The sequence below is a fragment of the Lutispora sp. QWL-02 genome (assembly GCF_058315355.1).
The window spans coordinates 3,144,031-3,158,141 of record NZ_CM177762.1; the positions used below are offsets into that span (position 1 = coordinate 3,144,031).

Here is a 14,111-nt window from a genome sequence, read left to right on the forward strand (position 1 = left end):
GGCTACAATTTTTCCCCAATATATATGTAGTATTCTTCATTGTCCTTTGTATATATGTCTTGAAATCCAAATTTTTTTATATAATTTTTCATTTTCTCAATGTCTATTAATTTGTCGCAGTTTACTTTATCTTCAATTTTTCTATGGCAATTATTTATTTTATCTTTTCCTTCCGAATGTGCAATTACTAACTTACCGTTATGCCGTAATAGATCGTATGCCTTCATAAAAAATTGCTCTTTATTTTTAAAATGAGGATAACATGAATATGCAATTATACAATCATATTTCTCATGGGAGCAATAGTCTATGAAATCCGCTACAATAAATGATAGATTATTATATTTGTTCTTTTTCTCTGATATTCTTATCATATTTTCAGCTATATCTAATGCCGTTATTTTCCCATCTTTGCCTACTCTTTTTTTTATATATGGAAGCATTACTCCTGTACCACTTCCTATATCTAAAACTGACTGTCCCGTATTTAATTTAATTTTTTCTAAAATATAATTAATTTTTTCTGCTTTATGTTCGCTTATTTCATCCCATTCAAATGCTACGCTATTAAAATAATCTTTATCTAACAAAAAAATAACCTCCATAAACATTTTCATCATCTCTTCTTGAACTGAATCAGCAGTCTGTATAGCAATCATAATTTCTATTATTTTTGTTAATATCTTCATTAAGCTGTCTCATATTGATTATGTTCCATACATATCTATCAATATTAACAAGCAAAACTTGTGCCAAAATTGCCACTATACTAATAAAAGAGAAGAAAGAACTTTGTAAGTTGATTATTTATTTAAACATAAAACATAGAAAAGTGCTTCTGCCTATTTATATTATCAATTTATTTATCCTTTTTTCATCAGCTTCTCCTCCAGCATCTTCCCGGTGTTTGTTGCCGCAAGTCCGCCCATAGAAGTTTCTCTGAGTTCCACAGGCATGGCATGGCCTACTTCTCCCATAGCCTTAATGACCTCATCAACAGGTATTACGCTTTTTATTCCGGACATGGCCATATCTGCTGCAAGTATAGCCTGAGCTGCACCAAAGCTGTTCCTTTTGATGCAAGGGACTTCCACCAAGCCGGCTACAGGATCGCATACAAGGCCCATGACGCCCTTCATAGCTATAGCAGCCGCATCTCCGGCTTGAGACGGTGTTCCGCCTGACAATTGAACCGCTGCAGCAGCGGCCATAGCAGAGGCGGCTCCGCATTCTGCCTGGCATCCCCCTTCAGCCCCGGCCAGAGTCGCATTCTGAGCAATAATCTTGCCTACAACGGCAGTGGTGATCAATGATTCTGCTATCTCTTCATCGGATTTGCCCAGCCTTTCTCCTACGGTCATCAGCACTCCTGGAATAATCCCGCAGGAGCCGGCTGTCGGAGCAGCTACTATCTTACCCATAGAGGCGTTGACATTAGAAACAGCCATCGCCCTGGAAGCTGCACTCAATATTGTCTCACCAGACAGCCCTTTACCCCTTTCTTGCCATAGCCTGTATCCTTCTCCTCCGGTTAAGCCGCTTACGGAAGGTATTGCCTTGTTGATGCCATTGGATACGGAATCTTTCATCACGGCATAATTGCAATACATTCTTTTTTTTATTTCTTCAGCAGATAATCCGCTTTCCTTGCTCTCTATCTCTAAAGCAATATCCGATATTTTTACACCTTTTTGTTCTGCAGCTTCAATTATTTGCTGCATAGTATACAGAGACATATATTCATCCTCCATTTTCATTTATTACAGGAATGCTCAAGTAGTGGATATCACTATCTTATGTATGCCATCATGGCTTTCCAGATCTGTCTTAACCGATTTTGGGGGTATTTCATCTGTTTCAATTATCATCAATGCGGTATCACCTTTGGACTTCCTGGACAATTTCATCTGGGCAATATTTATATTTTTTTGTGCCAGATAAGAAGCTGCAAAGGCTACAATGCCGGGCTTATCATGTTGTATGGCTATTATGGTATTATATTCACCTGTAAATTCAGTTTTAAACCCGTCAATGTCCTGTATCATGACTCTGCCTCCTCCTAAGGAGCAGCCTGTTATGCTCATGGCACTTTTTTCCCCGAATAATTGTATCTTAGCCGTGTTCGGATGAACTTCCCGGTTGCTGTCTTCAAGTCTAAAATTTATCTCAATCCCGGCTTTTCGCCCTAAGTCAAAAGCATCCTTTATATTCTCATCATCAGGATTCATACCCAGTATTCCGGCTACAACAGCCTTATCCGTTCCATGGCCCTTGCCTGTTTTGGCAAAAGAATTATACAGGGTTATATCCGCCCGATTAAAGCTTGCCCCAAATATATTTCTTGCCAGCTTTCCAAGCCTTGCGGCTCCGGCCGTATGTGAACTGGATGGACCAATCATAACGGGACCGATAATATCAAAAAGATTCACTTTATCATCCCTCCTTGTATAATGTAGTCATAAACATTGATAATAAATCAGTCAACCATTTACGAATATTTCAATAAATATATTATCTAATGTTCACAACTCATAATCTAATTCTTAATTTCCCATTTCTTAATTTGGTTTTTATCAATTTTGTTTATCGGAAGCTGTTAACCAGTTAATCCGCAATGGTATAATATCTCCTGAATAGAGAAGATAGATGTTTCCCTCCTGAGTCGTAAGTAATTACATATACTCGTTAAATAGCGTATCATTCCATCAGTGAGAGTTCTGCGTTTTAGCTGGTTGGGTTTCCTATTTAGGAATTACCCGTGTCACTAACAAGGTTGCAGCTTCATTGATAGAAGTGGAATCTCTACTCTATCTCAATTTTTAGAAAAGGAGATATTTGTTATGCCAAAATACTTAAATAGTCTTGTTGTAGGTATCGATGTTGCTTCTGAATTCTCTTTTGTCGCTGTTCTTTGCCCTGATGGTAGTCAATATAGAAGGCCTTTTAAAATAGTTCATACTGCTGAAGGCTTCAACTTCTTAATTGAGCAAATAAAAAAAGCGGAAGAAGAGTTTGCCATGAAGCCTGTATTCTTCATGGAGTCCACTGGCGTGTACCATCTAACTCTTTTCCACTTTCTCAAGGATAACAAGTTTGAAGTTCTCGTTATTAACCCTCTTGTTACTAATTCTAACAAAAACAAGAGAATTAGAAAAGTGAAAAATGATAGATTTGATGCATTATCTATCGCCAGGCTAGGGAAATATGAGGATATCAAGGTTTCGTCTGATTCAGATATCAACATTTTTACTCTTAAATTATTAATACGTGACTACTACAAGCTTGTTGATGATCGCTCAAGTTTTTAAAAAAAGCTCAGCAGCTCTTTATGCATATCTTTTAGTGGATACCAGAATCTATTATAATTGTTGACTTTAATTAGCTGGTCTATCTTCTCAATATATAATAGCATTTACTAATCATTCTTTACAACCCATCAAAACCACAACTTCATGAATCTTTTTGTCATCGATAAGCTCTAGGGATTTGTTGCTTATTAATTTTCCATCCAAGCTGAGGGATGCGACTCCCAGACTCCTGCTTTCCGGGTTCAAAACATTAATGTTGTAGATTGTACCAGCGTTATTGTAAGTCACCTTATAGCCATGCCAGTCCTGAGGTATGCATGGCTCTATGAATAATCTGCTTCCTCTCCTTTTTATACCCAATATATATTCGATACCCGCTCTGTATATCCAACCGGCAGCGCCCGTATACCATGACCAGCCGCCTCTTCCTATATGAGGCCCTGCAGCATATACATCAGCCGCTACAGCATAAGGCTCTGTCTTATAAACAGCGCATTCAAGAGGTGTCCTGGCATGATTTATAGGATTTATCATATGAAATAATTTATGAGCCATGTTACCTTCACCCAGTCGGGCAAAGGCACATATGACCCAGGCTGCAGCATGGGTGTACTGCCCGCCGTTTTCTCTTACTCCCGGTACATAGGACTTTATATAGCCCGGATTTTTATCGGTTTTATCAAAAGGTGGCGTAAAAAGGAGTATCAATCCCTCATCCTCTTTTACCAAATGTCTTTTCACAGACTCCATGGCAATTGATGCCCTTTCAGGGGCTGCTGCTCCGGATAATACTGCCCAGCTTTGTGCGATGGAGTCTATCATGCACTCCATATTCTCTGAAGATCCGAGAGGGGTGCCATCGTCATAATACGCTCTCTTGTACCAATTCCCATCCCAACCATTGTCTTCAATAGCTTTTTTCAGCTTATCCATGACTGCTTCGTATTTTATTGCTCTTTCCGAATCTCTCATCAAAGTGCATATGGGAATAAAGCCTTCCAATATTTTATACAAGAAGAACGCCAGCCATATGCTTTCTCCGCTTCCTTTATTGCCCACCATATTCATACCGTCATTCCAATCTCCGGAGCCCATCTTCGGCAGATCATGAATGCCGAAATTCAAGCTTCTGTCTATAGCTTTTGTACAATGCCCATAAACAGTATCCATCATAGAAGAAGCCTGCGGTATGACGTATTTTTCATCCTCCCCTTCTTTAAGGGGCTCCGCCTTGATGTATGGCCTCTCAATTTTCAATACACTATTGTCCTCCGTAAGCTTTATATACTCAATAACCGCGTAAGGAAGCCATAGCAGATCATCAGTAAATCTTGTTCTTACGCCTTTGTCTCCAGCTACAGGATGCCACCAATGCTGCACATCACCTTCCTCAAATTGATGGCTGCAATGAAGCAGGATCTGCTCCTTAAGCGAATCCGGCATCAGCATCCCGATATTCACGGCATCCTGAAGCTGATCCCTGAAGCCATATGCTCCCCCGGACTGGTAAAAGCCTGACCTGGCCCATAATCTGCAGGATATGGTCTGATATGCAAGCCATCCGTTCAATAGCAGATCCATAGATTTGTCAGGGGTTTCAACCTTGATTTTCCCCAGGATTGCCTGCCAGCTTTGCTTTGCCATTTTCAGTTCATGCTCTGCTGTAGAAATATCCTTATACCTTTCCAGAACAGCCTTGATTTCCTTGTACTCGCTGCTCTGCCCAAGGTAGAACCCGATTTTTTTCTCCTCCATGGCCCCCAGGCTTATCTCAATCTGGATCACTCCGCAGGCTTCATAATCTATGTCCGCATAAGCATTTTCTTCCGCCATGTTTAAAAATCCAAGCCTGTTTGTCTTATATCCCTTTATGGGTTCTGAGGATGCCATAAATGCCGCCCTTCCCGGGAAATCGCTGTTATAGCTATTCCTTAAAATCAACCCGTCAAATTCAGCATCATGATCAATTACTATATGGGGCTTTGTTTCTTTTTTATTTACCCCAAGCACAGGCTCAACATAGTAATAGAGCTTCAGCTTTTTCCTTCTGCTCTCTTTATTCTTAAGCTTCAGTATATTCACCTTAAGCTTCTCATCTAAAGGTGTGAACATCTCTAACTCTTGCTTAATTCCATAGCAATCCATGTTGAATACCGTATAGCCCCAGCCATGCCTTACTGCCCAGGGTTCAGCATTTTTCGAAGCGCTTGGTGTGATGGTCCATATTTCCTCTTTCTCCATGTCTTCCATATAAATGATCTCCTGTGGCTCATCTGCAACCGGATCATTTGTCCAGGAGGTAATCTTATATTCCCTGCTATTCTCTGCCCAGGCATAGCCTCCGCCGCTTTCAGATATTATAAATCCAAATTTAGGATTTGCAATCACATTTATCCAGGGAGCAGGCGTAATATGCCCATTCTTCAGGTTCATGACATATTCACTTCCATCTTTGACAAATCCGCCATAGCCATTGAACATAAAAGCATCATTTATAGCAGGGAGTTCACATTTTTTCGTTCTTTCACCATTGTCCTCTTTTCTATTTTCAGCCTTCCTTATGCTTATTTCAAGCAGCTGCTTTTCTATAGGACCCTTTTCAGCCTTAAATGTCAAAGCAGAAGCAGCAATCAATAAATCTTTATCTTCGCAAGAAATATTAGAAGCATTAATAATGAATACTCCGCCGGAAGTGCCTAACAAATATCTGCCGCAGCTATCCTCCACTAAATTGAGGATGGCTGTTCTTAAAGGCTGCAGGTAGTTGCTTTCGTCCAGATTTAAAATAACCAGATCTATACTTAAACCTTTGATTCGGAGAAACTCATGAGCTCTGACAGCCTGCCTGAGAATATGAATATCCCTCTCATCTGTGATGGATATCAGCATAATAGGCAAATCCCCCGATATGCCGTATGACCACAGCGAAGGCTGACCTTTCCTGTTTCGCCTTATATGCTCTCTATTTTCACTTCTGCCGGGACTTCCATAGATCAAATGTGATATAAGCTTTTCAAAATTCACAATATCTTGAGTATCCAGATTTAAGTATGAACCCTCCACCTGGCTTCTGGTGGCCGACAGCGCGTAAGCCCTTTGTATTGATGTAATTTCTCTATATTTGACTATCAATTCTCTCATTCTTTCTCTTGACATACCAAAGCCTGTAACGAAAGATATTTCTCCGGAGCTCCCGGCATTCAGCCGGATCACTCTTCTTATACTCATCACCGGGTCCAGCACTATTCCGGAAGTATTTGACAGTGGCTGATGAACAGCTAAAGGATTTTTGATGCTCCTCCCTCTTCCTATAAAGTTCATCCTGCTGGTTTCATATTCCATAGACCCCGAAGCGTCGCCTTCTACTACCGAAGTGTGAAAAGCCCACCTCTCCCGGCCATCCGTTTCTCTTGGTTTTCTTACTGCCAATAGGCTCTTATATTCTTCCAAATACTCTGTCCTGACAAATAAATTTGAAAAAGCCCTATGAGCTATATCCGCCGCCTCAGCAGTAAGCGTTATTTCCATGAAACTGGTCAATTCTAAAGAAACAGGAGTGTGTCCGTGATTTTCTATCCTTATCCTCCTGATTTCCACATGGTCTTCGGGAGACACAAATACTTCCATCACTGTTTTTATATCATTATCCGTTCTGGTAAACTCTGCTTTTGATTGATAAAAATCCACATTATATGCTTCAGCATCCTCATTGAAGGGCTCGTAAGCTGCAGACCAAACTTTGTCTTTGCTCAAATCTCTGATAAATATATAGTTGCCATATCCGCCCTCTATGCTATCGGCTCTCCACCTATTTATCAATGTTCCGTCTATTTTGCTGAAGCCTCCGCCTCTATTGTTGATAAAAACAGAATGTTTCCCATTGGTAAGAATCTGGCAGGGTGGAGGCAATGCATTGATAGAATCATAGCTTCTTATACCCTCCTGATACAGTCTTTTCTGTCTGTCCGCCCCAGGCATGCTTTCCTTATATTCCTTAGTGATCACCGCATTTGCTGGAATCCTTTCCTGCAGCATTATCTCCCCCGCTTTTATTACTGGATGGCTGTGAAAGCGCTTTATCAATATATCATCATTTAAATAGTTGTTTATAGCCAGCAAGCTCATGCCTTGATGATGAGCCATATAGCTTTTTATTATCTGGTGATTTGCTCCCGCAGGCATGCGTCTCAGAGTAAAATCTACCGCTTCATAGAGCCCATATTTGCCTTCCATTCCCATTTCAATAAGCCTTCTGATATTTTCAGCGGCTCCTTCAGGATCAAAATTAATTGCCAGAATAGTCGAATATGGAGATATTACAACTTCCTCAACAAGGCCTCTTTTTAAGCCCAGATCAGGCACGCCAAAAGCTTTATATTGATAATTCAAATCCAGGTCAAAGGCGTAATAGCCGGATTCAGAGGTGCCCCAAGGCACATTATTCTTGCGTCCATAGCTCTTTTGGGCTTTTATCACACCTTTATAAGTCTCATCCATAATGGTCTTGCTATAGTCCTTCATTATTAAAGCAGGCATAAAGTATTCAAACATAGTACCGCTCCAGGAAACCAATGCTTTATTTCTGCCTATGTGCGTCAAAGACCTTCCCAGCTTATTCCAATGCTTAAGGGGGACCTCTCTTCTGGCTGCTGCCAGATAGCTTGTTATCCTGGCTTCAGAAGCCAGCAAATCGTAATACGAGTTTGTAAGGCTTTCCTTATCCACATCATAACCTATGGAAAATAAATTTTTTTTCTTATCGTAAAGGTAAATAAATTTAGTCCTTTCAATAATCCGCCCTATCCTCTCTTTCATGTCTGCCGCCGTGCTCCTATTATCACTGTTTTCAAGCGGCTCGCTCAACGCCTGCTCCAGCAGGAGCATATAAGATATGAAATTTCCGCTGTCAACCGTTGATACATAATGGGGCCTAAGAACCTCCAGAGTTTTAATATCATACCAGTTGTATAAATGGCCTTTCCAGCTTTCCAGCTTCTCCACGGTATCCATAGTATTATTGAGCCTTTCCAATGCCTGGGACATTGTAATATAGCCCAGATCAACGGCTGCTAAAGTTGATACCATATATAAGCCTATGTTTGTAGGAGAGGTTCTCGGGGCTGCTCCCTTCAGGGGGTATTCCTGATAATTGTCAGGAGGCAAGAAATTAGATTCTTTGCATACCAATTTCTCATAATAGGACCAGGTATTTCTGCCGATCCTCTCAATATTTTCCCTATCCTCTCCGGATAAAACAGGCTTTTGTTTTATGGAATCATTGCTTATCCTGTAAGCAATATAAGGTGAGGCAATCCATAGAATTATAAGGAATACAGATGCCGCGTCATATCGTGCTCCTGATATGGCAATAGCCGCTGCATAGAGCAGTGATAAAGTCGGAGCCTGTCTCATTTTCCAAAGGCATCCCCTGAAATTCAGCTTGATCTTTTTCTCAGCATCTGCCGCTGTAAGCCATTCCAGCAAATTTTTACGGGAATAAAATACTCTATACAGGGTCCTCACTATTGCATCTGCCATCAGATAAGCATTATAGGGCAAAAAAGCAAGGATTATAAAAAGCTGATATGCAGCTGTTTTTAATTGTTCTGTATACCGGCCCACATCTCTGTTCCTTACTATATCTAAAGAAAAAAATCTCAGTATGTGGGGGAATAAGATTATAAGCAGTATAATATACAAGAGCTTTGAAGCCGCAACAGGCAAAAAGGCTGTACCCAGCAGCAGCAAGTATAGAGAAGGCTGCAGCATGCTCCTTCTGAGATTATCTATCATCTTCCATCTTGAAAGAGCCGACAGAGGTTTTTTGCCAAAGATCCATTTGATCAGCTGCCAGTCCCCTCTCACCCATCTATGCTGTCTGGCGGAATAAGAACCGTATTTCCCGGGGAAACCATCTATGAGGCTGATATCTCCAGCCAATCCGGTTCTAAGAAGGCTTCCTTCTAAAAGGTCATGGCTTAAAATTGTATTATCCTCTATCCTCTTCTCTGTCACTTCATTAAATAGCTTTAAATCATAGATTCCCTTACCGGTAAATATGCCTTCTCCGAAAACATCCTGATAGATATTTGATACGGCTGTTGTGTATGGATCGATCCCCCCGTCTCCCGCAAATATTTCTGCAAACAAGGTTTTCTGAGAATCCATAATATCTATTTCGATCCTGGGCTGAATGATGCCGTAGCCATCCGCAACCACACCTGAATCCGGATCGTAAACAGCCCTATTAAGCGGGTGAGAAATGGTGCCTATAAGCTTTCTTGCACTATCCATAACAAGATTTGTATCGGAATCTATCGTTATGATATATCTGATGTCCTTTAAAGCGTCCGTATCAGAGGATTTATATATAAAGGAGGTGTTTGGCCTGCCCGTAATCAGGTTATTGAAGTGTATGATCGCTCCTCTTTTCCGTTCCCAGCCCATCCACTTGCCTTGTTTTGGGTTGTATTCTCTTTTCCTGTGAAAATAGTAGAACTTTATTCCGCCTTCTTCATCATACTTCTCATTCAGATGCTTTACTCCTGCCATGACAGTATCTATGATGGCTTTATCGTCAGGGTTTGTCTCAGCTTTATAGTCCTTGAAATCGCCAACCAAACCGAAAAAAACATTTTTATCTTTATTGGCCAGGTAGTACACTTCCATTTTTTCAATCAATTCCCGGGCAGATTTTTTATCACTCAATAAAGCGGGTATGATAACCATCGTTCTGGCTTCATCAGGAATGCCTCCGCCATATTCAAGCCGTGGAAGCATAGCAGGCTTATAAAGCTTCATAAATATATAGTTTGCCAGGCTGACTCCGATTTCTGAGGCCGGGATAAGCAATAAAGCGGATAGCAGCAATATTTTCTCATTGCTCCAGCCCTTATTCATCATATTGACCCCAAATATGATGAATAAGGCTGTAAGAGATATAATGGAAACTATATAGGAAGCTATAGATTTTAGCCTGGATTCCCCTTTTTTAATCTTTAGCTGTGAAAACAGCTCCTGTCTGCCTTCATCGATAAGGTAATATCCTACATGGGTTGCCTTGAAGGCTTTGCCCGAATCCTTCGCCGCTTTGCTCAGGCTTATTGCAATGTTTGCAATTCTTGTTTCTGAAACTCCCCAGCTTCTTGATATCTTTGCTATTGCCTTTCTGTAATAATCCCTTGATTCAAAATCCATGAGTGAGTATATGCCTGCCGGGTCCTTCGAAAGCTTTTCCTCAACTATGCTTATGGATTCGAATATATCATTCCAATCCATTGTGGATATGCTATGCAGGCTTGTGATGGAATTTCCCAAGGAAACCTTCCTTACGGCATACTCTTTGTGCCCGTATTGAACCAAATCTCCTATTGTAGTGTTATATTCATCAAGCCTTTTTTCCAGATAGCTATAAATCTCTCCAAATTCAACGCCCGATCTTCTGATGCAAGCCAGCATATGCTCTATGTAAGGGGTGTTGAGCCTGCTCCTTATCTCCAGACTTTCCTCTATGGCATCAAGCAGCTCATCATTATTAAGCTTCAAATCTTGTTCTGCTTTATTCCATTGAAGCTGAGTATCATATATTGCAGTACAGATTATTCTTATATTCTCCACCAAAGCAATCCTGGTCACCAGAGATAAGGCCCATACCTCCGATATCGTCAGTATCTGATTCGATTGATAGGCCTTTATAAAATCTATGAACAAATTTGTATCTATGCTTCCGTCTGTATGGGAAACATACTCCAATGCGAGGGAATATACCCTCGGATAGTCCCTCAGATACCCGGATGCTAAAGCATTTAGCCTATAAAACCGTTCATGATCTATGTTCAATCTTGCATCCTTGACCTGCTCTTCTATTTTATAAAAATTGTCCATCAGCCATTCTGATGCGGTGGCCATATCAACATTATCCTTGGATATGCTGTCCAGCTTTTTATATATATCAAAAATAACATTATAGTTTTCTTCCAATCGCTTCTTAAGCCTTTTGGTGGATTCCTTTCTTTTCTTAAGCCTATGCTTTTGCCCTATGTTGCATCCGTGTGCCAGCAGTTCCTCCCTGTTTAAAAGAACGTCTTTGATCTCTTCAATTTCATTCATTGATTTTCCCACACCTCTCTATAGCTAAAAAATCAAAGGTTCCACTGCAATAATTCATTGCTGAATCTATTGTGCTAACTGATAACGATTACAGAGCTCCGGAACTAAGATTTTTTAAGCTCCTTCACAATGCACTCTTTTATCAGTAAAGACAACAGATTAATTAGAGTTATTGCAGTGGAATCAAGGTTATCCTCTCTGATTTTTTAAAAGCTCAGCTATCTTCTCACTTAGATCCGCTGATAATTCCCTGGCCATTTCCTCTGTATAGCCCTCCGTGTAAATATTGAATAAGGGTTTTTCACCATCGGGCAAAAGCAGCGCCCATCCCCTGGAATCGTTTATCTTTACGCCTTCAATGAGCTCTATGTCTTCCAGATTTGACCCAAAAGCAATTTCTCTGATGATCCTGCCTTTATCCTTCCAATCGCAGCTGATTTCCTTTTTTAGATAGTAATATTCGGGTATTTCATCCATCAGCTCGGCTACGCCTATGTTCTCCCTATTCATATACTCAAGCAGATAGCCCAAGGTCCATATGCTGTTGTGATTTAAAACAAATTGAACAGATGGGCTTTGCAGTTCCACCATCTTTCTCATTATTTCTGCTGTGCTTGAAGAAGTTCTAAAAATCCTGGCTCCGTTAAACTCTGCAATCTTTTCCGCAGCTCTCGGAAAAGCATGAGGAAAAACAAGATTCTCCGCATTATAACCTTTTATAGCTATTAACTCTGCCAACAGAAGATATTCTTCATCTTTTATTACTCTGCCCGTTTTATCTATCAGCATGAGATTTTCTCCATTTTCGTGGATTATTACCCCTAAATCCGCCTTTTTTCTCAATATCAATCTAGCCATATGCTTGTAGATTCCCGGCTCCTTTATATTATCGGCGTCGCCCCATACCAGGCTAACGCTGCAGCCTAAATTCTGCAAATACTTATATGCAATGGTTGAAGCGCTCTCAGATTGTGACGCAAGAATTATTTTGTAATTTCTTCGTCTTATTTCATCTATGTTCTGTATAAGGTTAACTCCTTGCCTGATAAATATCTCTTGAAAGTTCTCCATCCGCATTATGGTTTTTACATCCTCAGCCTTGCATCTATCATAATCATCTTGATTTAATAGGTTTTCTACCCCTCTCTCTTTGCTTCGCCCTATATTTATTCCATTTTCATCAAAGAATTCAATATAGGTTTTATACGGCTTTGCCTTGGAGGTGTGTATATGAACGCCTCCGTTTGCTCTATGATAGTTAACTCCAAACCTGCTCATGGGAGCTATAGAGTTATCAAGCAGTATTGTTTGGCCTCCCAAGGATAAAACACCGGCTGCAAAAGAGCTCTTAGCAATATAGGATTGAGTGCTATTGTCGCTTCCCACTACCAGCGTCGCATTTTTTCCTATTGCTGCAGCAAAGGCAGACCCCAGGCTTGAGCAAAATTCAGGTGAAATTTCTTGATTCAATATCCCTGATACGCCCCTTGAGCCGAATATATTTTTAGTCGCTTTGGTTCCCCATATTATATTGTGATTCACAATAGTATTCTCATATATCTTCTTGCCGGGCCATATCCTCACATCAGGCTTGATTATACAGTTTTCCAGTATTATAGAATTCTCCCCTGTCACTGAATTTTCAAAGATTTTTACATTATTTTTTATTGATGAACCTGAGCAGATCACACCTCCGCTTATACCGCAGTTTTCGCCGATGTCGACACTCTTCCATACCACACTTCTTTTGACCCTGCTCTTTGAACCTATTCTGCAATTTTGGGATATTACAGAGTAGGAATCTACCAGAGCATTATCCTCTATGGCAACATCCCTCCCTATATAAGCGGGAGAAGCCAATCTTACACTGCTGCTTATATTAACCCCGGAAGAAAGCCATATGCCCTGGGGGCTCTCAACAGCATCCAAATCTACCTTTGCCTTTCTATCCAATATATCGAAATGCACCTGTCTATAGGAGCTCAAATCACCTATATCACACCAGTAATCCTCGGTAATATACCCATATATGGGCACCTTGTCTCTAAGAAGCTTTGGAAACAAATCTTTGCTGAAGTCAAAATTCACGCCGGGCTCATAATACTCCAGCACCTCCGGCTCAAGTATATAAATTCCCGTGTTGACAGTATCGCTGAAAACCTCTCCCCAGCTTGGCTTTTCCAGAAACCGTATTATAGAGCCATCATCATCGGTTATTATAACTCCATACTCGATGGGTACCGCTTCTCTCTTCAACACAAGGGTTGCTTTTGACTTTTTGTTTTTGTGAAACTCGAGGGCTTCATGTAAATTCAAATCTGTAAGAGCATCACCGCTCATTACTATAAATGTGTCCTCCAGAAAATCTCCCGTATTTCTTACGCTTCCGCCAGTGCCTAACGGTGCATCTTCTATAAAATAATGAAGCTTCACTCCATAATCTGCTCCATCGCTGAAATAATCCATGATAACCTGCGGTAGATATGCAACTGTGACCCCAATACTTTCAATGCCATTTTTCTTCAGTAACTTTATTGTATATTCCATGACCGGCTTATCAAATATGGGAACCATGGGCTTAGGAATTCCGCAAGTCAGCGGCCTTAATCTGGTCCCTTTTCCGCCGGCCATTATCACAGCCTTAATATCAATCACTCCTTTTAACATACAGGCAAAATAACAGTCATTAATTAT

General features: G+C 40.5%; 6 protein-coding genes. 1 reads left to right on the forward strand and 5 read right to left on the reverse strand.

What is annotated here, in order from left to right; translation table 11 throughout:
* Nucleotides 1–2: 2 nt before the first annotated feature.
* The 3 genes from AC4HCY_RS14955 to sdaAB form a co-directional block, all read right to left on the reverse strand.
* On the reverse strand, nucleotides 3–689 hold the full coding sequence (locus AC4HCY_RS14955; RefSeq protein ID WP_323430708.1) for a class I SAM-dependent DNA methyltransferase: 687 nt from the start codon (nucleotides 687–689) through the stop codon (nucleotides 3–5).
* A gap of 174 nt (nucleotides 690–863) precedes the next feature.
* Nucleotides 864–1,736, reverse strand: a complete 873-nt coding sequence (gene sdaAA / locus AC4HCY_RS14960) for an L-serine ammonia-lyase, iron-sulfur-dependent, subunit alpha (protein ID WP_323430707.1) — start codon at nucleotides 1,734–1,736, stop codon at nucleotides 864–866.
* 36 nt (nucleotides 1,737–1,772) lie between these two features.
* The gene (sdaAB, locus tag AC4HCY_RS14965; protein ID WP_323430706.1) at nucleotides 1,773–2,429 is read right to left on the reverse strand and encodes an L-serine ammonia-lyase, iron-sulfur-dependent subunit beta; all 657 of its coding nucleotides are present in this window, start codon (nucleotides 2,427–2,429) and stop codon (nucleotides 1,773–1,775) included.
* Between the two features lie 411 nt (nucleotides 2,430–2,840).
* Here sdaAB and AC4HCY_RS14970 point away from each other — a divergent pair, with 411 nt between their 5' ends.
* Nucleotides 2,841–3,308, forward strand: coding sequence for an IS110 family transposase (locus AC4HCY_RS14970; protein WP_491094531.1), 468 nt, complete (start codon nucleotides 2,841–2,843; stop codon nucleotides 3,306–3,308).
* Nucleotides 3,309–3,419: 111 nt separating this feature from the next.
* Here the strand turns inward: AC4HCY_RS14970 and AC4HCY_RS14975 are convergent, their stop codons facing one another.
* Complete coding sequence (locus tag AC4HCY_RS14975) at nucleotides 3,420–11,417, reverse strand: glycoside hydrolase family 94 protein (RefSeq protein ID WP_491094532.1); 7,998 nt, start codon at nucleotides 11,415–11,417, stop codon at nucleotides 3,420–3,422.
* A 189-nt stretch (nucleotides 11,418–11,606) separates the two neighbouring features.
* Nucleotides 11,607–14,072 (reverse strand): sugar phosphate nucleotidyltransferase, encoded by a 2,466-nt coding sequence (locus tag AC4HCY_RS14980; protein ID WP_323431819.1) that lies wholly within the window; start codon nucleotides 14,070–14,072, stop codon nucleotides 11,607–11,609.
* Between the last annotated feature and the right edge of the window lie 39 nt (nucleotides 14,073–14,111).